Genomic DNA, 23,721 nt, shown 5'->3' on the forward strand with positions numbered 1-23,721 from the left:
GGCCGTGGGTCCCGGGCGGTCGCCGCGACGGTCCGTGGCCGTGGGTGCCGGGCGGCCGCGGGTCCGGGCGGCCGGTCGCGCGGTCCCCCTGCCCCTTCCAGGCGCCGCACCGGCTCCGGGTACCCGATCAGAAGGTGGTCGACATGGATTTCGGCTTCAGCCAGGACGACGAGGACTTCCGCGCCGAGGCCCGCGGCTGGCTCGCCGCGCACGCCGGGTCGGGGACGGACCGGCGCGCCTGGGAGCGCACCCTCGGCAAGGCCGGCTGGATCGGCCTCGGCTGGCCCGAGCCGGGCTACGGCAACCGCACCGCCGGCCTCACCCGGCAGGTGGTCTGGGCCGAGGAGTACGCCCGCTCGGCCGCGCCCCCGCGCTCCGGGCACATCGGCGAGAACCTCCTCGCCCCCACCCTCCTCGCCCACGGCACCGACGAGCAGAAGGCCCGCTTCCTGCCCCCGATCGCGGCCGGCGAGGAACTGTGGTGCCAGGGCTACAGCGAACCGGGCGCGGGCTCCGACCTGGCCGGTGTGCGCACGGCGGCGGTACGGGAGCGGACCCGCTACCGGATCACCGGCCAGAAGATCTGGACCTCCCTGGCCCACGAGGCCGACTGGTGCTTCGTGCTCGCCCGCACCGAGCCGGACTCCCGCCGCCACCACGGCCTGAGCTTCCTGCTCGTGCCGATGGACCAGCCCGGCCGCATCGAGGTCCGGCCCATCCGACAGCTGACCGGCACCAGTGACTTCAACGAGGTCTTCTTCGACGGGGCGTGGGCCGGCGCGGCGCACGTGGTCGGCGGCGAGGGCCGGGGCTGGCAGGTGGCGATGAGCCTGCTCGGCTTCGAGCGCGGGGTGTCCACGCTGGCCCAGCAGATCGGATTCGCCGCGGAGTTGGGCAACGTGGTGCGGGCGGCCACGGAGAGCGGGGCCGTGGCGGACCCGGTCCTGCGGGCGCGGCTCGTCCGGCAGTGGGCCGAGCTGCGGACCATGCGCTGGAACGCCCTGCGCACCCTCGGCGGCCCGGCCGACCCGGGCGCGCCCAGCGTGGCCAAGCTGCTGTGGGCCGGCTGGCACCAGCGGCTGGGCGAACTGGCCGTCCAGGCACGGGGCACGGCGGCCGCGGCCGGGCCGGCGGACTGGTCGCCCGCCGCGCCCTACACCCTCGACCCGGCCCAGCACCTGTTCCTCTTCTCCCGGGCCGACACCGTCTACGGCGGCTCGGACCAGGTCCAGCGCACGATCATCGCCGAGCGCGTGCTCGGTCTGCCCACAGAGCCCAAGGGGGCCGTGTGATGCGTGGTGTGGTGTTCGACGGCGCGCGGGTACGGGTGGTGGACGACCTGGCGGTACGGGAGCCGGGACCCGGTGAGGTGCTGGTGGCGGTCGCGGCGGCCGGCCTGTGCCACAGCGACCTGTCCGTGGTGGACGGCACCATCCCCTTCCCGGTGCCGGTGGTGCTGGGCCACGAGGGCGCCGGTGTGGTGGAGGCGGTCGGCGCCGGTGTCCGGCATGTCGCGCCCGGCGACCACGTGGCGCTGTCCACCCTCGCCAACTGCGGCACCTGCGCGGACTGCGACCGCGGCCGCCCGACGATGTGCCGGCGGGCGATCGGGCGCCCGGGCCGGCCGTTCACCCGGGGCGGGGAGCCGGTGTACCAGTTCGCCGCCAACTCCGCCTTCGCCGAACGCACGCTCGTCACGGCCGTGCAGGCGGTGCGGATACCCCGGGACATCCCGCCGGCGTCCGCCGCGCTGATCGGCTGCGGGGTGCTCACCGGAGTGGGGGCGGTGCTGAACCGGGCCCGGGTGGACCGCGGGGACAGCGTCGTCGTCATCGGCACGGGCGGCATCGGGCTGAACGTCCTGCAGGGCGCGCGGCTCGCGGGTGCGCTGCGGATCGTGGCCGTGGACGCCGACCCGGCCAAGGAGGCGGTGGCCCGGCGGTTCGGCGCCACCGACTTCCTTTCGTCCGTGGACGGCGTGCGGGACCTGCTGCCCACGGGCGCCGACCACGCCTTCGAGTGCGTCGGCCGGGTGGAGCTGATCCGGGCCGCCATCGACCTCCTGGACCGCCGCGGCCAGGCGGTCCTGCTCGGCGTCCCCCCGGCCACGGCCGAGGCGTCCTTCCGCGTCTCCTCGCTCTACCTGGACAAGTCCGTCCTCGGCTGCCGCTACGGCTCCGCACGCCCCCAGCGGGACATCGCCCTGTACGCCGAGCTGTACCGGGACGGCCGCCTGCTGCTCGACGAACTCGTGACCGCCACCTACCCGGTGGAGGACTTCGACAAGGCCCGCGCGGACGCGGAGGCGGGCCGCGTGGCACGGGCGGTGCTCACCTTCTGACCCGGGACGCCCGCCGCCGCCGTGACCTCGGTGTGCCCGTCCCCGGCGCCGCCCGCCTCGGCCCGGAACGTGCGCCGGTACGCCGTCGGCGTCACCCCGATCGCCTGCTGGAGGTGCTGCCGCATCGACTGGGCCGTGCCGAAGCCCGCGTCCCGGGCCACCCGGTCCATGGACAGACCGGTGGACTCCAGCAGGTGCCGGGCGCGTTCCACGCGCTGCCGGGTGAGCCACTGGCCGGGGCTGACGCCGACCTCCTCACGGAACCGGCGGGTGAAGGTGCGCACCGACATGGCCTCCTGCGCGGCCATGTCCCGCAGCTGGATCGGCTCGTGCAGGCGGGCCAGCGCCCAGGCGCGGGCGGCGGTCGTGGTGGCCAGCTGGGGGTCGGGGACCGGGCGGTCGATGTACTGGGCCTGGCCACCGTCGCGATGGGGCGGTACGACCGTGTGCCGGGCGACGTCGTTGGCGACCGCCGTGCCGAAGTCGCGGCGCACCAGGTGCAGGCACAGGTCGATCCCGGCGGCCACCCCGGCCGAGGTCAGCACGTCCCCGTCGTCGACGAACAGCACGTCCGCGTCCACCCTGATCCTCGGGAACAGCCGCTGGAAGCGTTCGGCGTCCGCCCAGTGCGTGGTCGCCCGGCGGCCGTCGAGGCGGCCTGCGGCGGCGAGGACGTACACCCCGGTGCAGATGGAGACGAGCCGGGTGCCGGGGCGGATGCGGGCCAGGGCGGCGGCCAGTTCGGGGGTCAGGCGGCCCTCCTCGAAGACCGGGCCGAGTTCGTACGACGCCGGGACGATCACGGTGTCGGCCGTCGCCAGCGCCTCCGGGCCGCAGGGCACGTGCACGTCGAAGTCGGCGTCCGTCCTCACCACGCCGGGCGGCCGGACGGAGCAGGTCACGACCTCGTACAGGGGCCGGCCCGCGGCGTCCTTCGGGCGGCCGAAGATGCGGTGCGGGATGCCCAGCTCGAAGGGCAGCAGCCCGTCGAGGGCGAGGACGACGACCCGGTGCGGACGGTGTCCCTCGGAGGCGGTCATGGCCCGATCCTAGCGAATGCTGTCCTGCGGGCCACTCGATGCACGGGAAAGGAAAAAGGACGCTCTAGGACGTGACTCAGACAAGCCCCGCCGCCGCCCCCGTCCAGGACCCGCCCGCCCGGCGCCCCCGTGTGCACCGCGCCTGGTTCGTCGCCGCCGTCGCCTTCGTCACGATCACCGGCGCGGCCGCCTTCCGTTCCCAGCCCGGCCTGCTCATCGATCCGCTGCACCGGGAGTTCGGCTGGTCGCGCGCCACGATCGGCGGGGCCGTCTCCGTCAACCTCGCGCTGTACGGCCTCACCGCCCCTTTCGCGGCCGCGCTGATGGACCGCTTCGGCATCCGCCGGGTCGTCGCCATCGCGCTGACCGTGATAGCCGTCGGCTCCGGCCTGACCGTGTGGATGACGGCGGCCTGGCAACTGTGGCTGTGCTGGGGCCTGCTGGTCGGCCTCGGCACCGGCGCGATGGCGCTGGCCTTCGCGGCGACCGTCACCAACCGCTGGTTCACCGAGCGGCGCGGCCTGGTCAGCGGCATCCTCACCGCCGCCTCCGCCTCCGGCCAGCTGATCTTCCTGCCGCTGCTGTCCTGGCTCGTCGAGCACCACGGCTGGCGCCCCGCCGCCGTCACGGTCGCCCTGACCGCCCTCGCCGTGGTCCCCTTCGTCTGGCTCCTGCTGCGCGACCACCCGGCCGACGTCGGCCAAAGCCCCTACGGCGCCACGGAGTTCGTGCCCAAGCCGGCGCCGGTCACCGGCGCCGCCCGGCGCACCCTGTCGGTTCTCGCCTCGGCCGCCCGCACCGGCACCTTCTGGCTGCTCGCCGGCACCTTCGCGATCTGCGGTGCCTCCACCAACGGACTGGTCCAGACCCACTTCGTGCCCGCCGAGCACGATCACGGCATGCCGGTCACGACGGCGGCCTCGCTGCTCGCGGTCATCGGCGTGTTCGACGTGGTCGGCACGATCGCCTCGGGCTGGTTCACCGACCGCTTCGAACCGCGCCGCCTGCTGGCCGTCTACTACGCCCTGCGCGGCATCTCGCTGGTGTTCCTGCCGATGCTGCTGGGGCCGGCCGTCCACCCGCCGATGCTCTTCTTCATCGTCTTCTACGGCCTGGACTGGGTGGCCACCGTGCCGCCGACCCTGGCCCTGTGCCGCGAGCAGTTCGGCGAGGACAGCGCCATCGTCTTCGGCTGGGTGCTGGCCTCCCACCAGGTCGGCGCGGCGCTCGTCGCCTACCTCGGCGGTCTCACCCGCGACGTCTTCGGCTCCTACGACCCGGTGTGGTACGCCTCCGGCACGCTGTGCGCGGCGGCGGCGCTGATGTCCCTGGTGATCCGGCGCGCCCCGGCGGCGACGCTGCCGGCCACGGCCTGAACGGCCCCGCTCAGTCGCCGCCGAGCCGGGCGAACCGCCCCCGGTGGAAGAGCAGGGGCTCGCCCGTCCCCGCCGCGCCGAGGGCGTCCACCCGGCCCACCACGATCAGGTGGTCGCCCCCGGTGTGCACGGCGTGGACGGTGCAGTCGATCCAGGCGGCGGCACCGGTCAGGCGCGGGGCGCCGGAGACGGGAGCCGGGTCGTACGCCACCCCGGCGAACTTGTCGGCGCCGCTGACGGCGAAGGCGCGGCACAGGTCGCCCTGCCCGGCGGCGAGGACGTTGACGCAGAAGGCGCCGGCGCGGGCGATGCGGGGCCAGGTGGCCGAGGTGCGGCCGACCATGAAGCAGACCAGGGGCGGGTCCAGGGAGAGCGAGGAGAAGGACTGGCAGGCGAAGCCGGCGGGGGACCCCGGGGCGCCGGCCGGCCCGGCGGTGATCACGGTGACGCCGGTCGGGAAGGACCCCAGCACCCGCCGGAACTCCGCCTGGTCCACGGGCGCCCGCTCGTCCTCCCGTACGCACCGCAGCTCCGGGCGCGGCAACGCCTCCACGGGCCTCGGCCCCAGATACCGGACGGCGGCCGCGGCCGCCCCTGCGTGTCCCATCACGCCTCCCATTGAAGCTGACGCGGCGTCAGATGAGAACCCCGGGGAAGGACCCGTAGGGTGCGCCGTGCCGACGCCGCACGCGACGGTGCCCACCCGGATGGCAACCCGGCGGTTCGGCGCCCCGGGGACGGGCGGTGGCCCGGAGACGGACGGCGCACCCGGGGACGGGCGGCGGCCCGGAGACGGACGGCGCACCCGGGGACGGGCGGCGGCCCGCGGATGCCCGGCCGCGCCGGTGACCGACACGCACCGTCCTCACCCCGTCACCGTCACCGTCACCGGAACCCGGGCCCGCACCGCCCCGCCCCTGGCACGCCCCCCTCATCGCCCCGCCCCGTCACCGCCCCCGGAACTCCGGGCCGCGGCGTTCCGCGAAGGCCCGGAGGCCCTCCCGGGCGTCCTCGGTCGTCATGTTGATCTCCTGCGCCCACGCCTCCGCCGCGAAGGCGGCCGGGCGGTCGGTGTCCAGTGCGCCGTTCACGAGGTGCTTGGTCAGTGCCAGGGCCCTCGTCGGACCGGCGGCCAGGCGCGCGGCCCACTCGTGTGCCGTCTTCGCCAGCTCGGCGTCCGGCACCACCCGGTTGACCAGGCCCATCCGTTCGGCCTCCGCGGCCGGGACCGCGTCCCCGAAGAACATCAGCTCCTTCGCCCGCCGCGGGCCGGCCAGCCGGGGCAGCAGATAGGCCGCGCCGCCGTCCGGTACGAGTCCACGCCGCACGAACACCTCGATGAACCGGGCCGACTCGGCGGCCAGGACCAGATCGCAGGCGAGGGCGAGCTGCGCGCCGAGGCCCGCCGCGGTGCCGTTCACGGCGGCGAGCACCGGCTTCTCGCAGTCCAGCACGGCCGCGATCAGCCGCTGGGCGCCGAGGCGGAGGACTCGGGCCACGTCGCCCGTGATCCGCTCGCCGCCTCCGGTGGTTCCGCGCAGATCGGCTCCGGCGCAGAAGCCGCGCCCGGTGCCGGTCAGGACGACCGCGCGTACGGCCGGGTCCGCGGACGCCTGCCCCAGCAGCTCGACGAGCCGGTCCCGCATGGCGGGCGTGAGCGCGTTCAGCGCGTCCGGGCGGTCGAGGGTGACGTACGAGACGTGCTCCCGCACCTCCTGCCCGACCCCGCCCACCGCAGCGCCCCGCGGCCCCGTTGCCGGGGTGCCTCCCGTGCCGGTCGCCCCCGCGTCCTGTGGTCCCGTCGCCGGGGTGCCTCCCGTGCCGGTCGCCCTCGCGTCCTGCGGTCCCGTCGCCGGGGTGCCTCCCGTGCCGGTCGCCCTCGCGTCCTGTGGTCCTGTCGCCGGGGTGCCTCCCGTGCCGGTCATCGGCACACCACCAGCGCGTCGAGTGCCACCGTGCCCTGTCCCCGCTCCAGCACCATCAGCGGATTGACGTCCAGCTCGGCGATGTGGTCGCCGAGTTCGAGCGCCATGCGCTGGACCCGCAGCACCACTTCCACCAGCGCGTCGAGATCGGCCGGCGGGCGGCCCCGGACCCCGTCCAGCAGGGCCCGGCCGCGCAGGCCGTCGAGCATGTCCCGGGCCTGGTCCTCGCCGAACGGGGGGACCCCGACCGCGCTGTCGCGCAGCACCTCCACCAGCACCCCGCCGAGCCCCACGGTCACGGTCGGCCCGAACAGCTCGTCGTGCGTGACCCCGACGACCATCTCCACGCCCCGCTCGACCATCTGGCACACCAGGACGCCGTCCAGCTGGACGCCCTCGTAGCGGGCGATGTCGGTCAGCTCGCGGTAGGCGTCCCGGACCTGGCTGGCCGAGGTCAACCCGATCTTCACCAGGCCGAGTTCGGTCTTGTGGGCGATCTGGCCGCCGGAGGCCTTCATCACCACCGGGTAGCCGACCTGCCCGGCCGCCCGCGCGGCCGCCGCCGCGCTGGTCACCAGCTGCTCGCGCGGTACCCGGATGCCGTACGCGCGCAGCAGCTGCTTGGCCGCGTGCTCGCTGAGCTGCCGGCCGGGCCGCAGCAGGGCCTCGGCCTTGCGGAACGAGGGCGACGGGGTGCGCGGGGCCTCGTCGAAGGGGGAGCGGTACCCGCTCACGAAGCGGTGGTGGTCCAGCCAGGCGCGCACGGCGGTCAGGCAGTTGCCGACCGTCCGGAACGTGGCCACCCGGGAGGAGCCCAGCAGGACCTCCCGGTACGCGGGCTCGGTGCCGACCGGCGAACCCCACACCACGCACACCAGTTTGTCCGTCTCCTCGGCCGCCTCGACCAGGTCGGCCACCAGCTTGTCGCTGAGCGGCGGGAAGGGCCCGGTGACCGGGCAGATCAGCACCCCGATCGCCGGGTCGGCGAGGAGGGCGTCGATGATCTTCCGGCCGCGCGGGTCGCCGACCGGGTGGCCGCCGGTGTCCACCGGGTTGGCCACGTCCAGGTACCGCGGTATCCACTGGTGCAGTTCCGCCTGCTTGGCCTCGGACAGGCGCGGGAGGCGCAGCCCGGCCGCCGTGGCGAGGTCGGCGACATGGGCGCCGGTGCCGCCGGAGATGGAGCAGACGGCGACCCCGTCCGCGCGCGGGGGCCGGGCGCGGGCCAGCAGGGCGGCGGTGTCCTGGAGCTCGTCCAGGCCGTCGACGCGGATCACGCCGTACTGCCGCATGGCCGCGTCCACCACGTCGTCGGCGCCGGTGAGCTTGCCGGTGTGCGAGGCCGCCGTACGGGCCCCGGCCTCGGTCCGGCCCACCTTGACGGCGACCACGGGCACCCCGCGGCGGGCGGCGCGGTCGGCGGCCAGCAGGAAGGCGCGGCCGTCCTTGAGCCCCTCCAGGTAGCAGGCGATGGCACCGGTCCCGGGCTGCTCGGCGAAGTAGGAGATGAAGTCGGCGCTCTCCAGATCGGCCTCGTTGCCGGTGGGGGCCCAGTGCGAGAGCCGGACGCCCAGCTCCTGCAGGGCGAAGACGGGCCGGCCCTGGTGCCCGGACTGGGTGATCAGCGCGATGGCCGGTCCGGTCAGGTCCTCCCGGAAGCGTTCGAAGGCGTTGAGGTTGGTGTTGGGGCCGAGCAGCCGGAGCCCCGAGCGGCGTACGGCGTCCGCGAGCCGCCGCTGTGCCTCGGCGCCCTCCGCACCGGTCTCCGCGAAACCGGACGCGAAGGCGACGGCGAACTTCACCTTCGCCTCGCCCAGTTCCCCGATCACCGGCAGCGGGTCGGCGACCAGCAGCACGGCCAGGTCCACCTGTTCGGGCAGGTCGGCGACGGAGGTGACGCACGGGAGACCGAACACCGACGGCCGGGTCGGATGCACCGGGTGCACCCGGGCGCCGACCCGCTCGGCCCACGCCAGCAGCTGCCGGGTGATCCCCGTGTTGGGCCGCCCCTCGGCGTCCGAGGCGCCGATCACGGCGACGGACTCCGGCCGGAAGAAGCGCGAGAGGTCCGGTACGTCCGCGTACAACGGGCGCCCGCTGACGTCCAGGCCGTCCGTCTCGCCGTCGGTCCGGCCGTGGACGGCCGGACCGGGCCGCTGCTCGCCGCAGGCGATGGCCCGGGCCCGGCGGGAGTCGGTGGTGAGGGTGCCGTGGGTTGATCCAAGCATCGGTCCGCCCGCTCCTGTGAGACAGCCCAACAAAACTGACGCTCTGTCAGATTACTGAACTGACGTCAGGTCAGGAATGGCGCGGAACCGCAAAGTTGACGTACGGGCTAGCGGAGCCTTTTTCCCACGGCCCGGGCGATCCGGGTGGCGTCGAGCGCCATCTCCCGGAACATCCCGCTGATGGGATTGGTGAAACCGGTGAAGTACAGGCCCGGTGCCTGCTCCGGCGTACGGCCGCCGTGCGTCACCGGTCTGCCGCGCTCGTCCAGCACCCCGAGATGCCCGACCAGCCCCTCCAGCGCCCGGACGTACCCGGTGGCCGCGATCACCGCGTCCGGTGACACGCGGCTGCCGTCGGCGAGGACCACCTTGTCGTCCTCGAAGGCCTCGACCGCGGCCACGATCTCGACCGCACCCGTGCGCACGGCGTCGATCAGGCCCATGTCCTGGACCGGGATCGAGCCCTGCTTCACCCTGCTGTACAGGCCGGTGTCCGGGCGCGGCAGGCCCTGGGCCGTCAGGTCCGGGACGCTGATCCGGGTCACCGGACGGGCGAGCCGGTCCACCAGCCGCACCGGCAGCCGCCGCACCAGCACGCCCGTGTACTGGGCGGCCCAGCCGAGGGTCGAGCGGCGCAGGATGTGCGGGGCCGTGCGCACCGCCAGCCGCACCCGCGCGGCCCCGCCTTCCACCAGGTCCACCGCGATCTCCGCGCCCGTGTTGCCGACGCCGACGACGAGCACGTCACGCCCGGCGTACGGCTGCGCGTTGCGGTACTCGCCGGCGTGCCGGAACTCGCCGCCGTACCCCGCCCGGCCGGGCCAGTCGGGGATGCGCGGGGTGTGGTTGAAACCGGTGGCGACGACCACCGCGCTGCCGGTCAGCTCGCGTCCGCCGGAGGCGTGCAGCAGCCAGCCCGTGCCGTCCTCCGTCCGCTCGACGCGGTGGACCTCCACGCCGGTGACGATCTCCAGCTCGTGGTGCTCGGCGTACTTCTCCAGGTACCGCACCACGTCGTCCCGGGCCACCCAGCGCCCGAACCTGCGGGGCATGGCGAGGCCGGGCAGCGCGGACAGCCGCCGGGTGGTGTGCAGGCGCAGCCGGTCGTAGTGCCCGCGCCAGGAGGCGCCCACGTGGTCGGCCTTCTCCAGCACCACGGCCCGTATGCCCCGCGCTCGCAGCGCGTAGGCGGCGGCCAGGCCGCCCGGACCTGCGCCGATGACGTAGACCGGGCGGTCGGCGGGGGTGGGGGAGAGGCGCGCGGAGGCGGTACGGGAGGCTGCCATGAGCGGGAGCGTAATCACACACCTGCTTGATGGGTCTCGGTCAAGACCGGAATTGGTTGCGGATTGATCACGTGTGCGGAGAAGTGGTCGCGACGAGTGACATGGCCCACACAGGTGGGGAGTTCCCGGGGTGCCGGTGCCGGTGCCGGTGCCAGTCGCGGCCACTGCCCCGGTGCCGGTCGTGTCGGCGCCTCCGCCGTGACCCCGGTCGCGGAGGCGGCTGCCCGGCGCCGGGAGCCGTCGGCCGGCCGTACGGCGCGGGCGAGGTGAACCGCGGGCGACGTGAACCGCGTACGAGGCGAACCCCTGACGGAAGGCTCGGCAAGCCGCCGTATCTGACGTACCGTCAGATGCATGGACGCGATAGGGCTGGACGGCGCTCAGTGGCTGGCGGTGCTGCGCACGGGCCTCGGCCTGTGGTGGCTGGAGAGCTGGCGGCACAAGGACAGGAAGGCCTGGTTCGAGCGCGGGAGCGGGATCGAGTGGGCGGCGGGGGTGGCGGCGAAGCACCGCTGGGCCCCGGTCCGCGCGGGCTTCGGCGCGGTGGTCGCACCTCGCCCGAGACTCATGGCGTACGTCGTGGCCTACGCCGAACTGGCCCTCGGTCTCGGCCTGATCGCCGGCTTCCTGACCCCGGTCGCCCTGATCGGCGGCCTGCTGCTGAACGCCGTCTACTTCGTCCTCATGATCCACGACTGGGCGGAGCAGGGCCAGAATTCGATGATGGCGCTGATCTCGCTGGTCGGCTTCTTCGGGATGGCGTGGCAGACCTGGTCGGTGGACGCGTGGCTGGGGTGGTTCTGATGGAGGCGGCGCGCCACGACGTCCCGGAACCGGACGCCTTCACCCGCCCCTACTGGGAGGCGGCCGCACGGGGCCGGCTGCTGATCCGCCGCTGCGGGGCGTGCGGCCGGGCCCACCACTACCCCCGGGAGTTCTGCCCGCACTGCTGGAGCGAGGACGTGGGGTGGGAGGAGGCGAGCGGTCGCGCGGCCCTGTACACCTGGTCCGCCGTCCACCGCAACGACCTCCCCCCGTTCACCGCCCGGACCCCCTACCTGGCCGCGGTGGTCGACCTGGCCGAGGGCCCGCGGATGATGACGGAGCTGGTGGGCTGCCCGGAGGACGCCGTGCGGGCGGGAATGCCGCTGGAGGTGACGTTCCGGGACGGCGTCCCGGTGTTCACCTCCACGGGTCGGTGAACGACCGGCCGGGCACCGGCTCGGCGGCGAGCGCGATGGGGGCGAAGGGGCCCGGGGGGATCTCCGCCGTGACCGAACGCGTTCCCATCGCCGTCCCCTCGGGGTCTCGGTGCCGCCCTCACCGCCCTGACGGATCCCGGCGCCCGAACGTGACCGGCGCCCTCACGGCCACAGCAGCCCCCTGCTCCAGCCGAACTCCGTGCGCCGGTACTCCAGACGCACGTGGCGCCGGTGCGCATCCCCCTGGAAGAACTCCACGGTGTTCGGGTGCAGGCGGTACAGGGTCCAGGTGGGGGAGGGCTCGGCCGGGTTCTCCCGGGCCCTGAGCCAGGCCGCCTCGGACTCCTGCCGCAACCGCGCCACCGAGGACAGCTCCTCGCTCTGCCGGCCGGTCAGCGCGGCCGCCAGCGCGCCCGTGGAGCGCGCGTGCAGATCGGCCTGGCTCTCCTGCGAGGGTGCGGACGTGACCGGCCCCCGCAGCCGGACCTGGCGGCCCAGCGCCGGCCAGTAGAAGGCCAGGGCGGCGTACGGGTGTGCGCTCAGGGCGCGGCCCTTGCGGCTCGTGGCGTGCGTGGCGAAGGACCAGCCGTCCGCGTCGACGCCGTGCAGCATCACGATCCGGACGTCCGGCCGCCCCTCCTCGTCCACCGTCGCCAGCGACATCGTGTGCGGCTCCGGCTGCCCTGCCGCCACCGCCTCCGCGAACCAGCTCGTGAACAGGGTCAACGGCGTGGGTGGGGCCGTCTCCGGGTCGAAGGCGGGCAGCCGGGTCGTCTCGGGGGCCCAGACCCGCAACGTCCGGAGCAGTTCCTGGAGGTCTTCTTGTGCCATGGGGCGAGTATCGCCGCACACCCCGGCGACGACCCGGTCCGGCCTCCGGCGAGCGTGCCCGGCCCGTCCCGGACCGCGCCGAACGGCGGTGCGTGTGGGCCGCGTCCGCAGCGGCGGACGGCCGGGGACGTGCCCGGCCTCACCCCCGTCCCAGCACCACCGTGCCCGACGAGCAGAACCAGCCGCCGGTCCCCGACGCCACCGACAGCCGCGGCAGTTCGCCGTCGCGCGCCCGCACCTGACGCTCGCCGGCCTCGCCGCGCAGCTGCCGTACCGCCTCCACCAGGAGGAAGAGGCCGCGCATGCCGGGATGCTGGGCGGACAGGCCGCCGCCGTCCGTGTTCACCGGCAGGTCTCCGCCCCGGACCAGCAGGCGGCCCTTCCCCACGAACGCCCCGCCCTCGCCCTTGGCGCAGAAGCCCAGGTCCTCCAGGGTCACCAGGGTCATGTAGGTGAAGGCGTCGTAGATCTCGGCGAAGTCGATCTCGGCGGGGCGGACACCGGCTCGTTGGAAGGCGAGGCGGCCGCTCACCGCCGCCGGGGAGACCGTGAAGTCCGGCCACTCGGACATCGTGGCGTGGGAGACGTGCTCGCCGGTGCCGAGGATCCAGACGGGGGCCGTGCGGCAGTCCCGTACGTACTCCTCGGCCGCCAGCAGGACCGCCGCCCCGCCGTCCGAGCGCAGGCAGCAGTGCAACTTGGTGAAGGGGTCGGCGATCACCGGGCCGGCCAGGACGTCGCCGGTCGTGATCGGGGTGCGGAACATGGCGCCGGGGTTCAGGGCCGCGTTCGCCCTGGCCTGCACCGCCACCTCCGCCAGCTGCTCGACCGTGGTGCCGTACTGGACCATGTGGCGGCGGGCCGCCATCGCGTACCTGGCGATCAGCGTGTGCCCGTAGGGGACCTCGAACTGCAGGGGGCCCCGGGCGCCGAAGGAGAGGTCGCCCGTCCTGCGGCCCGCCCTGATGTCCGCCCGTGCCGTCGAGCCGTACACGAGGAGGACCGCGTTCGCGTGTCCCGCGGCTATCGCGTCGGCCGCGTGCGCCGCCATCACCTCCCAGGTGGAGCCGCCGACGGAGGTGGAGTCCACCCAGGTGGGGCGCAGGCCGAGATACTCGGCGACCTCCACCGGGGCCAGCGTGCCGAGGCCGGCCGAGGCGAAGCCGTCCACCCGGGCGCGGTCCAGGCCGGCGTCCGCGAGGGCCCGGCGGGCCGCCTGGGCGTGCAGGGCGTACGGGGTCGCGTCGTCCACCCGGCCGCAGTCGGAGAGGGCCACGCCCACCACGGCGACCTTCCTGCTCCCTGAGGTCATGAATCTGACGGTACATCAGGTTCCGGGCGGAGCGGCAGGGCCGGTTCTCTGGGCATCGCCGCACCGGCGCCCTAACATGACGGCCCGTCAGACGAGGTCCGGAGGGATCAGCCATGGACGCGCGCCTCACCGCCGAGCAGAACGAGATCCGCCGAACCCTGCGCGACCTGCTGCGCGAACGCTGCGGCTCCCAGGAGCTGCGGGCCGCCGTGGACAGTCCGGCCGGGTACGACCCCCTGCTGTGGTCCGCCCTCGCCGGCCGGCTCGGCCTGCCCGGGCTCGCCCTCCCCGAGCGGTACGGCGGAGTCGGTTGCTCGGTGACGGAGCTGGTCCTCGCCTGCGAGGAGACGGGGCGCGCCCTCGCGCCCTCACCGCTGCTCGCCACCTGCGTCCTCACCGCCCCGCTGATCCTCGCGCTGGGCACCGAAGCCCAGCGCGCCGAGCTGCTGCCCCGGCTGGCCTCCGGCGGCCTCACCGCCGCCCTCGCGGTCCCCGGGCCGGCCCTCACCACCGCCCTCGCGCTGACCGGCGCGAACACCGGATACCGCGCCGGCGGCGGGCGGGCGGGCGGCGTACAGGCCCGGCGGTCCGACGCCGGCTGGACCCTGTACGGGCAGGCCGACCAGGTGCTGGACGGACACAGCGCCGGGCTGCTGCTGGTCGCCGCGCACACCGGCGGGTACGCCCGGTCCCGCACCCGCCTGTTCCTGGTGGCGGGGGACGCCGGGGGACTGGTCCGGGCCCGGCAGACCGCACTCGACGCCACCCGCCCGCAGGCGCGGCTGCAACTGCGTGAGGTGCGGGCCGAGTTGCTCGGCGAGGACGACACGGACGTGCTGCCCGCACTCGCCGCGCTGGGGGACCGCGCCGCCGCCGTGCTCGCCGCCGAGGCCGTGGGGGCGGCCGGCCGGGTGCTGGAGCGGACCGTGGAGTACGTCGGGCAGCGGGTGCAGTTCGGGCGGCCCGTCGGCTCCTTCCAGGCGGTGAAGCACCGGCTGGCGGACGTGTACGTGGCGGTCCAGGCGGCCCGGTCGGCCGCCTACTACGCCGCCTGGGCGAGCGCTCGCGGGGACGGGGCGGGCGGCCTCGCCCTCGCTCAGGCGCTGGAGGCGCTGCGCCTCGCCGCCGCCGAGGGCGTCCAGCTGCACGGCGGGATCGGCTTCACCTGGGAGCACGACGCCCACCTGTACTTCAAGCGGGCCGCCGGGGACGAGCTGCTGTTCGGTCCGGTGCACCGGCTGCGGGACCGGGCCGCCGACACGGCCGGGCTCTTCGGCCACGGGGAGGTGGCGGTCTGATGGCCCTCGCCGCCGGTGTCCGGCTCGTGCAGAGGATGTCGTCCACCCGGGCGTTCGCGAAGGTGGCCCCGCATGTCGTCCCGGCCCTCGACCGCGGTGTGCACCGGCTCACCCGGGGCCGGGTGCTGCTCAGCGCGCGGTTGCTGCCGGGGGTGATCCTCACCTCCACCGGCGCCCGCAGCGGGCTGCCCCGCCGTACCCCGCTGGCCTGCATGCCCGAGCGCGACGGCGCGAGCTGGCTCCTCGTCGGCTCCAACTTCGGGCGGACCGGCCACCCCGCCTGGACCCACAACCTGCTCGCCCACCCCGGCGCCTCGATCAGCTGGAAGGGTCGCGACATCCCCGCCACCGCGCACCTGCTCACCGGGGAGGACCGGGCCGCCGCCTGGCGGGCGCTGGTGGGCTTCTGGCCGCCGTACGCCACCTACCAGTCACGGGTCACGCGCGAGATCCGGCTGTTCCGGATCACCGCGACGCCCCCCGAAGGCGTGCGGGGCTAGAGCGTCGCCAGCCGCTCCACCAGCAGGAAGGCGCCGATGCCGAGCATCGCCGCGCCCGAGGTGCGGGTCACCGCCCGGGCCGCCGCCGGACGGGCCGAGAGCAGCGCGCGGGCGAGGACGCCGACGGTGAGGTAGACGGCCGCGCAGCACGCCATGTGGAGGAGTCCGAGGACCGCCGTCTGGGCGGCCACGGGCAGATGGGCGCCGCGCAGGGTGAGGAACTGGGGGAGTACGGAGAGGTAGAGCAGCAGGCCCTTGGGGTTCAGGCCGCTGATCGCCGCCCCGCGCAGGAAGGGCCGCCCGGCGGGCGGGTCCGCGTCCGCGGCCCCCGGGACGGCCGGGCGGCGCAGCACCGACCAGCCCAGCCACAGCAGGTACCCCGCGCCCGCCACCGTCAGGGCCGTCAGCAGCCGGGGCGAGCCCGCCACCAGAACCGCCAGGCCCGCCGTCGCCAGGACCGTGTGCAGGGCGTACCCCGAGACCAGGCCCGCCACCGCGCGCGCCGCGGAGCCGCCCCGCAGGGCGGTCGCGACGACGTAGGCCCAGTCGGCGCCCGGTACGCACACCAGCAGCAGGTCCACGGCGAGGAAGGAGAGAAGCAGTCCGGAGTCCATGATGGGGACATTAGGCGCGCGTGGCCCGAAAGTGTTCCCGAAGTTTGCCCATGATCGCGGAATCTGAGCAAGTATCTTCTTCATGGACGACGTGGACCGCAAAATCCTTGCCGAGCTCCAGCAGGACGGGCGGCTGACCGTGACCGAGCTGGCCGCGCGGGTGCGGCTGAGTGTCTCGCCCTGCCACCGGCGGCTGCGCGAGCTGGAGCGCTCCGGCGCCATCCAGGGGTACCGCGCGGTGGTGGACGCGGCGGCGCTGGGGCTGACCTTCGAGGCGCTGGTCTTCGTGTCCATGCGGCAGGAGGACCGGGACACGGTCGCCGAGTTCGAGCGGGCGGTCGGCGAACTGGATCACGTGCTGGACGCCCAGCGGCTGTTCGGCGAGCCCGACTACCTGCTGCGGATCGCCACCGCCGACCTCGCCGCCTTCCAGCGGCTGTACGACGAGCGCCTGGCCACCCTGCCGGGGGTGCAGCGGCTGACGTCGACGCTGGTGATGAAGCATGTCGTGCGGGACCGGCCACTGCCCGCATAGCAGCGCAGGCGGTGGTTCACATCCGGTGAACCACCGCCTGCCAGACAGGACTTGGACCTGGAAAAGGAGCGGGCGCTATCTGCTGGGCTTCTTGCCGGTGACCCCCAGGTGCACCAACAGCGCCAGATTGGGCTTCAGTTCGGCCTGCTTCACGCCCCAGGAGGAGAAGCCCTTCTGGTGGGCCGCCACCGCCGCGAGCATCGCGACCAGCGAACCGGCGATCGCCGCCGGGTTCACCTCCTTGTCGACCCTGCCCTTGGCCTGAAGTTCCGTGATGGCGTCCGCGAGGGAGTTGTTGACCGGGTTCAGGATCTTCATACGGAGCTTGTAGAACCGTTTGTCCCCTTCGGCCGCGCCGAGGTCGACCACGCGCAGGATGGCGTCGTTCCTGCGCCAGAACTCCAGGAAGCCGTCCACGAGTTCCTGAGCGGTCTGCCAGCCCGCCTTGCCGGTCCAGGACCGCCCCTCGAGCAGCTCGGTCAAACCGGCGCCCTCGGCCGCCACTTGTTCGGCGAGCTCCAGGACGGCGCCCTCGACGTCCGGGAAGTACTGGTAGAAGGTCGCGGGCGAAGTGCCCGCCTTGCGGGCGACATCGATGACCTTGACGTCCCGGTACGGGGAGGTGCTGAGCATCTCGCTGAGGCAGTCGAGCAGCTTCTGCCGGGTCGCCTGCCCACGCCGACCGGCCACGCGGCCGTCGACGGTACGCACTTGTCCTGTCATGCCGTCAGCTTACCGAGGGGTGATCGGAGCGCGATTCGGCCGACTGCAAATGGGGTGCGCGGGGGCTCTGGGGGCGGTGTGCCTGGTCTGCGGGGTGCGCGCGGCCCGGTTACTTTGACGACATGGCCGAAAACAGGGCATCCCTGCACGAAGAGACGTACCCGGAGGGCGTCCCCTGCTGGGTGGACGCCCAGCTCGCCGACGTCGAGGCGGGCAAGCGGTTCTACGGTGAGCTTTTCGGGTGGTCCTTCGAGGAGGCGTACGGCTCCTCGGTGTGGGCCCGGCTGGGTGACGAGCCGGTCGCCTCCCTCGCGCCCAAGACGGACGGCCGGATGCCCACCGTCTGGACGGTGTCCTTCGCCACCCCCGACGCCCGGGCGCTGGGCCGGCGGATCACCGCGGCCGGCGGGCAGCTCGTGCTGCCCCCGTTCCCGCTCGGCGACCTCGGCACCGCCGCCCTCGCCGTCGACCCCGGGGGTGCGGTGTTCGGGCTGTGGCAGGCCGGCAGCCACGCGGGCTTCGGGCGGCGGCGCGAGCCCGGCACCTTCGTCTGGGCCGAGCTGTACACCCGGGACACCGCCGCCGCGAACGCCTTCTACGGCGACCTCTTCCACGAGGCCCTCTTCGGCGCCGGCCCCGCGGCCGACTTCGGCCGCGCACACGTCACCGACGTCTTCCCGGCCGAGATGCCCCCGCACTTCCTCACCCACTTCCGGGTCACGGACCTGGCCGACGCCCTGGAAACGGTGCGGGGGCTCGGCGGGCGGGTGCAGGCGCCGCCCTTCGACACGTCGTACGGACTTGTCTCCGTCGTCACCGACAATCAAGGGGCGTCGTTCGCACTGCTGCAGCGCTGATACGTCTGCTTTGGCATGAGACACCCCGCTTTGTCACCGGGTTCGCAACCGGCGGCCCGGCCAGGAAGAATCGGGGTGCGTGCCGCCGCGGCGGTGCGGTGGTGAGACGCTGCACTTCGGTCGCGTACATATGTGGGTGGCGCGGCTCGTACGGGGAGGTGGCAGGCAAGTGGTGGATCAGCTGACGCAGCACGATCCGCGGCGGATCGGGCCGTTCGAGGTGCTGGGCCGGCTGGGTGCCGGCGGCATGGGGCTGGTCTATCTCGCGCGCTCGGCGTCCGGCCGACGCGTGGCGATCAAGACGGTGCGCACCGAGCTGGCCGAGGATCAGCTCTTCCGGGTGCGTTTCACCCGCGAGGTGGAGGCGGCCCGCGCGGTCTCCGGGTTCTACACGGCCGCCGTGGTGGACGCCGACCCGCGTGCCGCCGTGCCCTGGCTCGCCACCGCCTATGTCCCCGCGCCCTCGCTCGAGGAGATAGTGAACGAGTGCGGCCCGATGCCGGCCCAGGCCGTGCGCTGGCTCGCCGCCGGGGTCGCGGAGGCCCTGCAGTCCATCCACGGCGCCGGGCTGGTCCACCGCGACCTCAAGCCGTCCAACGTGCTCGTGGTCGAGGACGGCCCCCGGGTGATCGACTTCGGCATCGCCTCCGGTGTCTCGAACACCCGTCTGACGATGACGAACGTCGCCGTCGGCACCCCCGCCTACATGTCGCCCGAGCAGGCCAAGGACTCCCGCAGCGTCACCGGCGCCAGCGACGTCTTCTCCCTCGGCTCCATGCTGGTCTTCGCGGCCACCGGTCACCCGCCCTTCCACGGCGCCAACCCGGTCGAGACCGTGTTCATGCTGCTGCGCGAGGGCCCGGACCTCACCGGTCTGCCCGACGAGCTGCGCCCGCTCATCGAGCTGTGCATGCAGATGGAGGCCTCCGCCCGGCCCACCCCCGCCGACCTCCAGGCCCAACTCGCCCCGCACCTCTTCGGTTCCGGCTCCGACGACAGCGGCACCGCCTCGGCCTGGCTGCCCGAGAAGGCCGTCGGCCTCATCGAGACCCGCCGCGGCGGCCGCCCCGCGGTCAAGCCCGCCCCCACCGCGCCCGGGCCGCGCAGCGGTGGCCGCGCGGCCGTGCCCCCGCCGCCGCCGTACGACCCCCCGGTCCCGGCCTCCGACCCGGCCGGCGGCCCCGTCCAGCTGACCGGCGCCCACGTGCCGATCGGCCCCGGCCCCCGGGTGGCCGACGCCCGTGCCGCCGCCGTCAAGGCGCCCCCGCCGGAGGCCGGCCTGGTCGCCAGCTGGTCCCGTCCCCGGCCCGGGACGAACGGCGCCGACCCCGCCGTACCGCCCGTCCCGGCCGTCGCCCCGGACGCCGCGAGCGGCTGGCGTCCCTGGCGGTTCCGTATGTCCAACGACGTCTGGGGCACCCCCTCGGTCGCCGGCGACCTCGTCTACGTCACCTCCTTCGAGGTGCACGCCCTGGACGTGGCAACGGGCCGCCGCCGCTTCAAGACCCGGGACGTGGCCTGGTCCATGGCGGTCGCGGACGGGCGTATCCACGCCTCCGACGGGCCCACCCTGTTCGCCCTGGACGCCCGCGAGGGCGGCGACCTGTGGCGGCTGTCCACGGACGCCTGGGTGTACTCCCTGACCGCCGACCGCGGCACGGTCGTCACCGGCACCCGCGGCGGCGGCGTCCAGGCCTGGGAGGCGGCGGGCGGGCAGAAGCTGTGGGAGATCGCCGGCTGCCAGACCGACTTCGAGTCCCCCGAGGCCGGCCCGCTCGTCCACGACGGCACGGTCTACGTCTGGCAGGACGCCCGGCTGCGCGCGCTGGAGGCCCGCACCGGCGAGGAGCGCTGGTCGTACCCCATCGGCGACGCCGCCTCCTGCGGTGGCGTCCCGGTCCGCCTGGCCCCGGCGTCCGACGGCCACGTCTACGTCTCCGCCGGCAGCCGTGTCCTCGCCGTCGAGGCGGCGAGCGGCAGGGTGCGCTGGCACTTCGAGGCCCCGGCGGTGTTCCTGAGCCCGCCGGCCTTCGCTCCCGGCCCCGCGGTCACCGGCGGCGGCATCTACCTCGCCGACTACCTCGGCACGGTCTACGCCCTCGACGCCACCGACGGCCGCGACCGCTGGCGCATCGCCACCGAGGCCCGCTCCTCGATCGAGCCGGTCCTGGTGGCCGGCGGCCACGTCCACGTGGGCAGCGGCAAGGGCCTGTACACCCTGGACGCGGTCACCGGCACCCCCAAGTGGCGCTTCCAGGCGGGCGGCGACGTCGTGGGCACCCCCGTGGTGGCGGAGGGCCGTATCCACTTCGGCTCCACCGACCACCTGCTGTACACCCTGAAGGCCGACGACGGCCGGCTGCGCTGGAAGCTGGCCACCGGGGGTGAGATCACCGGCTCCCCGGTGGTCCAGGACGGCGTGGTGTACGCGTGCAGCAAGGACCGGTGCGTGTACGCGCTGGACGCGGAGAAGGGCACGGGCACGGCACGCACCGCCTGAGGCGCGTGACGGCCGTCGTACCGGGTTCCACGGAAGGGGCGGACGGCGGCCGTCCCGGCGCCGACGCCACTCGTGGTGCCGGAGTCCGCCGAACGGTGGACCGTGGCTGGGTAAGGTGCTGGCATGCTCATGCACACCCGGACGCGCACACTCAGGTACACGGCCGTGCTGGCCTTCGTGGTCCTCAGCCTCACGGGCTTCTCGACGGGACGGCACGGCGGCCACCACGGGAGCGGGAGCGGGGGCGGTGGCTGCGGCAGCTCCCACCAGGACCACGACACCTCGACCTCGTCCTCGGGGTCCACGTCGGGATCCACCTCGGGCGGCGGCTCCTACGACGACCCGGACGACGACTACTACGGCAGCACCGGCACGACCGGCGGCACGGGCACGACCGGGAGCACGGCCACGACCGGGAGCACGGCGGCGACCGGCGGCACCGGTACGACCGGCGGGAGCCACTACGGGCGGCGCCCCACCCACCGGGCCACCGCCACTCCTTCGGGTGGCGGTGCCGAGCCGCTGCGGGACGGGACGGCGAGACTGATCAGCTGTGCGACCGAGAAGAAGCCGTACGCGACGGTCGAGGTCACGAACCCGAACGGCCGCAAGGGCGCCTTCAGTGTCGACGTCTCCTTCCGGGACGACTCCGACGCCGAGACCGACTACGGCTACACATATGTCACCGTGCCGGCGAAGGGCAGGGCGACGGTCAGGGTGAAGCCCGGCTCGGGGAACGCGGACCTGATCGACCACTGCCGGGTGGAACCGGAGGCCGACGCGGGCTGACCGCCCGGCTCACCGCAGCCGGAAGCGCCCGGCGGACCGTCTGCCGGCGAACAGCTCGGCCTGTCGCTGCGTCGGCAGATTCCCGAGCGCGATGAGCTGCGGCGCCTGCGCGAACGCCTGCGCACGCGCCGCCTCCTTCGCCGCCCACAGTGCCCGCACGGTCCCCTGCACCGCCTCCGGCGGGTACGAGGCGACGACGGCGGCGCAGCGCAGGGCCGCTGCCAACGCCCCTCCCTCCTCCGTGACTTCGGAGACGAGCCCGATGTCGTGGGCCCGCCGGGCGGAGATCCGCTCGGCCGAACCCATCAGCATCATCCGCGCCACCTCCCCGTACGGCATCCGGTCCGCCATGAGCACGGACTCGTAGGCGCTGACCATGCCGTACGTCGTGTGCGGGTCGAAGAAGACGGCCGTCGGGTCCGCTACCACGAACTCGCTCTCGCCCAGCAGATAGAAGGCACCCCCGCAGGCCATCCCGCGCACGGCCGCGACCACCGGCTTCCACAGGCCGTTCGCCTTCGGCCCGACACCGAGCAGCGGGTCGTCCTGCATGTACGGCGACGACGGCTGCGGGACGGCGGCGTCCCGGTCGATGCCGGTGCAGAACGCCCGCTCCCCGGCCCCGGTGAGCACCACGGCCCGCACGGAGTCATCGAACCGCAACCCGCGCCAGACCGCGCCGAGTTCGGCCGCCATCTCCAGGTCGACGGCGTTGAGCCGCCCGGGCCGGTCGAGCGTGACGATCGCGACCCCGGTGTCCTTCTCGACCTCCAGGCGCACGGTGTTCACGCGAGCATCCACTGCGGCAGCCCGTCGGAGAAGACCACCCGCACCCGGGCGCCGATCCGGACGCGCTCGCGGTCCACGGAGCCGAGCGGCGCCCCGGGACCGGAGACCAGGTTCCCGACCAGCCGTATCCGCGGCGCCTCCGCCAGCTCCACGACCACCACCGTGTACGGCGCCTGCGCCGCGTAGTCGGGCAGCAGCGGCGGATGCGGCACGACGTACGACCACACCCGCCCGCGCCCCGACACCGGGCGCCACCCGCTCGCGAAGGACTGGCAGTGCGGGCAGCAGGGCCGGGGCGGGAAGCGGGGCTCGCCGCAGTCGGCGCAGGTCTGGACGCGCAGTTCGCCACGGGCCGCGTACTCCCAGAAGGGTGCGCCGTCGGCGTCGGTGACGGGACTCAGCATGGTCAGCTCCTCAGCAGCAGTGCGGAGGTGGGGACGCACTCGCCCGCCGTGACCAGGCAGGTGGCGGCACCGGGGACCTGCGCGGTACCGGTCCCACGCAGCTGCTTCACCCCTTCGTTGACGAGGTTGAAGCCGTGCACGTAGGCCTCGCTGAGCCCGCCGCCGCCCGTGTTGACGGGCAGCCGGCCGCCGATCTCCAGGGCGCCCCGCTCGGTGAAGGCGCCCCCCTCCCCGCGCCCGCAGAAGCCGTACCCCTCCAGCGACAGCGGTACGAGGGCCGTGAAGGCGTCGTAGATCTGCGCCACGTCCACGTCGTCCGGGGTGAAGTCGGCGTGCTTCCACAGGTGCCGGGCGGCGGTCCAGCCGGGGCCGGTGAGCGGGTCGTCGTTCCAGTAGTTGACCATGCCGTGGTGCTGCGCGGGCAGTCCCTGGGCGGCGGAGTGGACGTACACGGGCTTCTTCGCGCAGTCCCGCGCCCGCTCCCGGCCGACGACCACACACGCCAGCGCGCCGTCGGTCTCCAGGCAGGTGTCGAAGAGGCACAGCGGCTCGCTGATCCACCGCGCGGACATGTACATCTCGCGGGTCAGCGGCCGCTCGTACATGACGGCCGCCGGATTCTGGTTGGCCCGGTTGCGGCAGGCGAGGGCCACGTTGAACAGATGGTCGCGGGTGGTGCCGTACTCGTGCATGTACCGCCGGGCCAGCATGGCGATCTCGTCGGCCGGCCGCAGCAGCCCGAACGGCCGGGTCCACTGGGACGGTGTGGGCAGTTGCACGGCGGTGCCGGCCCACGGCCGCGGCCCGCTGCCCCGCTTCCGCGACCGCCAGGCGACCCCCACGGTGGCCTGCCCGGCGGAGATGGCCGCGGCGAGGTGGGCGACGGTGGCACAGGAGCCGCCGCCGCCGAACCCCACCTTGCCGAAGAAGGTCAGATCCCCGAACCCGACGGCCTTCGCCAGCTCCACCTCGTCGGTCTGCTCCATGGTGTAGGAGGCCAGGGCGTCGACCTCGCCGGGTGCGATCCCGGCGTCGTCGAGCGCGGCGAGCACGGCACGGCAGGCGAGCGTCCTCTCGTCCTCGGCGAGATGCCTGGCGAACGCGGTCTGCCCGATCCCGACGATGGCGGTGGCGTCCTTGAGTCCCGTTCCCGTCATGCGAAACCCCCTCT

At 74.4% G+C, this 23,721-nt stretch carries 23 protein-coding genes; 11 read left to right on the forward strand and 12 right to left on the reverse strand.

The window, feature by feature from the left end:
- Window positions 1-143 precede the first annotated feature (143 nt).
- Both ABVB68_RS01265 and ABVB68_RS01270 read left to right on the forward strand, forming a co-directional pair.
- On the forward strand, window positions 144-1,292 hold the full coding sequence (locus ABVB68_RS01265; protein WP_353598922.1) for an acyl-CoA dehydrogenase family protein: 1,149 nt from the start codon (window positions 144-146) through the stop codon (window positions 1,290-1,292).
- Complete coding sequence (locus tag ABVB68_RS01270; RefSeq protein WP_353598923.1) at window positions 1,292-2,341, forward strand: Zn-dependent alcohol dehydrogenase; 1,050 nt, start codon at window positions 1,292-1,294, stop codon at window positions 2,339-2,341. The genes ABVB68_RS01265 and ABVB68_RS01270 overlap by 1 nt, the downstream gene beginning before the upstream one ends.
- Here ABVB68_RS01270 and ABVB68_RS01275 read toward each other — a convergent pair.
- On the reverse strand, window positions 2,263-3,381 hold the full coding sequence (locus ABVB68_RS01275) for a GlxA family transcriptional regulator (protein WP_353598924.1): 1,119 nt from the start codon (window positions 3,379-3,381) through the stop codon (window positions 2,263-2,265). The genes ABVB68_RS01270 and ABVB68_RS01275 overlap by 79 nt on opposite strands.
- Window positions 3,382-3,452: 71 nt before the next feature.
- On the opposite strand from ABVB68_RS01275, the gene ABVB68_RS01280 reads away from it, so the two are divergent.
- Complete coding sequence (locus ABVB68_RS01280) at window positions 3,453-4,757, forward strand: MFS transporter (RefSeq protein ID WP_353598925.1); 1,305 nt, start codon at window positions 3,453-3,455, stop codon at window positions 4,755-4,757.
- 10 nt (window positions 4,758-4,767) lie between these two features.
- Here the strand turns inward: ABVB68_RS01280 and ABVB68_RS01285 are convergent, their stop codons facing one another.
- From ABVB68_RS01285 to ABVB68_RS01300, 4 genes are all read right to left on the reverse strand, one after another.
- Window positions 4,768-5,364, reverse strand: coding sequence for a flavin reductase family protein (locus tag ABVB68_RS01285; protein ID WP_353598926.1), 597 nt, complete (start codon window positions 5,362-5,364; stop codon window positions 4,768-4,770).
- A 340-nt stretch (window positions 5,365-5,704) separates the two neighbouring features.
- Entirely contained in the window at window positions 5,705-6,469 is a 765-nt protein-coding gene (locus ABVB68_RS01290; RefSeq protein WP_353598927.1) for an enoyl-CoA hydratase/isomerase family protein, read from the reverse strand.
- A gap of 209 nt (window positions 6,470-6,678) precedes the next feature.
- Window positions 6,679-8,910, reverse strand: a complete 2,232-nt coding sequence (locus tag ABVB68_RS01295) for an acetate--CoA ligase family protein (RefSeq protein ID WP_353598928.1) — start codon at window positions 8,908-8,910, stop codon at window positions 6,679-6,681.
- Window positions 8,911-9,017: 107 nt separating this feature from the next.
- Window positions 9,018-10,196, reverse strand: coding sequence for a flavin-containing monooxygenase (locus ABVB68_RS01300; protein WP_353598929.1), 1,179 nt, complete (start codon window positions 10,194-10,196; stop codon window positions 9,018-9,020).
- Between the two features lie 354 nt (window positions 10,197-10,550).
- Between ABVB68_RS01300 and ABVB68_RS01305 the strand changes: the two genes are divergently transcribed.
- Window positions 10,551-11,000, forward strand: coding sequence for a DoxX family protein (locus ABVB68_RS01305; protein ID WP_353598930.1), 450 nt, complete (start codon window positions 10,551-10,553; stop codon window positions 10,998-11,000).
- Window positions 11,000-11,398, forward strand: a complete 399-nt coding sequence (locus tag ABVB68_RS01310) for a Zn-ribbon domain-containing OB-fold protein (RefSeq protein WP_353598931.1) — start codon at window positions 11,000-11,002, stop codon at window positions 11,396-11,398. Before ABVB68_RS01305 ends, ABVB68_RS01310 begins: the two co-directional genes overlap by 1 nt.
- 162 nt (window positions 11,399-11,560) lie before the next feature.
- Here ABVB68_RS01310 and ABVB68_RS01315 read toward each other — a convergent pair whose 3' ends face one another.
- Together ABVB68_RS01315 and ABVB68_RS01320 are read right to left on the reverse strand one after the other, a co-directional pair.
- The gene (locus tag ABVB68_RS01315; protein WP_353598932.1) at window positions 11,561-12,229 is read right to left on the reverse strand and encodes a pyridoxine/pyridoxamine 5'-phosphate oxidase; all 669 of its coding nucleotides are present in this window, start codon (window positions 12,227-12,229) and stop codon (window positions 11,561-11,563) included.
- Window positions 12,230-12,368: 139 nt separating this feature from the next.
- Window positions 12,369-13,541: a thiolase C-terminal domain-containing protein gene (locus tag ABVB68_RS01320; protein ID WP_353598933.1), complete on the reverse strand. Its 1,173-nt coding sequence runs from the start codon at window positions 13,539-13,541 to the stop codon at window positions 12,369-12,371.
- A 113-nt stretch (window positions 13,542-13,654) separates the two neighbouring features.
- Here ABVB68_RS01320 and ABVB68_RS01325 point away from each other — a divergent pair, with 113 nt between their 5' ends.
- Window positions 13,655-14,839 carry an acyl-CoA dehydrogenase family protein gene (locus tag ABVB68_RS01325; RefSeq protein ID WP_353598934.1) on the forward strand — a complete coding sequence of 395 codons (1,185 nt, stop codon included), beginning with the start codon at window positions 13,655-13,657 and terminating at the stop codon, window positions 14,837-14,839.
- On the forward strand, window positions 14,839-15,339 hold the full coding sequence (locus tag ABVB68_RS01330) for a nitroreductase family deazaflavin-dependent oxidoreductase (RefSeq protein WP_353598935.1): 501 nt from the start codon (window positions 14,839-14,841) through the stop codon (window positions 15,337-15,339). Before ABVB68_RS01325 ends, ABVB68_RS01330 begins: the two co-directional genes overlap by 1 nt.
- Here the strand turns inward: ABVB68_RS01330 and ABVB68_RS01335 are convergent.
- A complete protein-coding gene (locus ABVB68_RS01335; protein WP_353598936.1) occupies window positions 15,336-15,953 on the reverse strand; it encodes a LysE family translocator in 618 nt (205 codons plus the stop codon). The two genes, ABVB68_RS01330 and ABVB68_RS01335, sit on opposite strands and share 4 nt — an antisense overlap.
- Window positions 15,954-16,035: 82 nt before the next feature.
- Between ABVB68_RS01335 and ABVB68_RS01340 the strand changes: the two genes are divergently transcribed.
- Window positions 16,036-16,488: an Lrp/AsnC family transcriptional regulator gene (locus ABVB68_RS01340; protein ID WP_353598937.1), complete on the forward strand. Its 453-nt coding sequence runs from the start codon at window positions 16,036-16,038 to the stop codon at window positions 16,486-16,488.
- A 75-nt stretch (window positions 16,489-16,563) separates the two neighbouring features.
- Here the strand turns inward: ABVB68_RS01340 and ABVB68_RS01345 are convergent, their stop codons facing one another.
- The gene (locus tag ABVB68_RS01345; protein WP_353599143.1) at window positions 16,564-17,199 is read right to left on the reverse strand and encodes a TetR family transcriptional regulator; all 636 of its coding nucleotides are present in this window, start codon (window positions 17,197-17,199) and stop codon (window positions 16,564-16,566) included.
- A gap of 134 nt (window positions 17,200-17,333) precedes the next feature.
- Here ABVB68_RS01345 and kbpA point away from each other — a divergent pair, with 134 nt between their 5' ends.
- The 3 genes from kbpA to ABVB68_RS01360 all read left to right on the forward strand — a co-directional run bounded on the left by kbpA (window position 17,334) and on the right by ABVB68_RS01360 (window position 21,357).
- Entirely contained in the window at window positions 17,334-18,068 is a 735-nt protein-coding gene (kbpA, locus tag ABVB68_RS01350) for an AfsK-binding protein KbpA (RefSeq protein ID WP_353598938.1), read from the forward strand.
- Window positions 18,069-18,237: 169 nt separating this feature from the next.
- Complete coding sequence (locus ABVB68_RS01355) at window positions 18,238-20,568, forward strand: outer membrane protein assembly factor BamB family protein (protein ID WP_353598939.1); 2,331 nt, start codon at window positions 18,238-18,240, stop codon at window positions 20,566-20,568.
- A gap of 123 nt (window positions 20,569-20,691) precedes the next feature.
- The gene (locus ABVB68_RS01360) at window positions 20,692-21,357 is read left to right on the forward strand and encodes a hypothetical protein (protein ID WP_353598940.1); all 666 of its coding nucleotides are present in this window, start codon (window positions 20,692-20,694) and stop codon (window positions 21,355-21,357) included.
- Between the two features lie 9 nt (window positions 21,358-21,366).
- On the opposite strand, the gene ABVB68_RS01365 is transcribed toward ABVB68_RS01360, so the two are convergent.
- The 3 genes from ABVB68_RS01365 to ABVB68_RS01375 are packed head-to-tail and all read right to left on the reverse strand — an operon-like array spanning window position 21,367 to window position 23,707.
- The gene (locus ABVB68_RS01365; protein ID WP_353598941.1) at window positions 21,367-22,146 is read right to left on the reverse strand and encodes an enoyl-CoA hydratase/isomerase family protein; all 780 of its coding nucleotides are present in this window, start codon (window positions 22,144-22,146) and stop codon (window positions 21,367-21,369) included.
- On the reverse strand, window positions 22,143-22,550 hold the full coding sequence (locus ABVB68_RS01370; RefSeq protein WP_353598942.1) for a Zn-ribbon domain-containing OB-fold protein: 408 nt from the start codon (window positions 22,548-22,550) through the stop codon (window positions 22,143-22,145). Before ABVB68_RS01370 ends, ABVB68_RS01365 begins: the two co-directional genes overlap by 4 nt.
- 2 nt (window positions 22,551-22,552) lie before the next feature.
- Window positions 22,553-23,707, reverse strand: coding sequence for a lipid-transfer protein (locus ABVB68_RS01375; RefSeq protein ID WP_353598943.1), 1,155 nt, complete (start codon window positions 23,705-23,707; stop codon window positions 22,553-22,555).
- Between the last annotated feature and the right edge of the window lie 14 nt (window positions 23,708-23,721).

The sequence above is a fragment of the Streptomyces sp. NPDC096012 genome (assembly GCF_040426375.1).
In the GTDB taxonomy this organism is placed as follows: Bacteria; Actinomycetota; Actinomycetes; order Streptomycetales; family Streptomycetaceae; genus Streptomyces.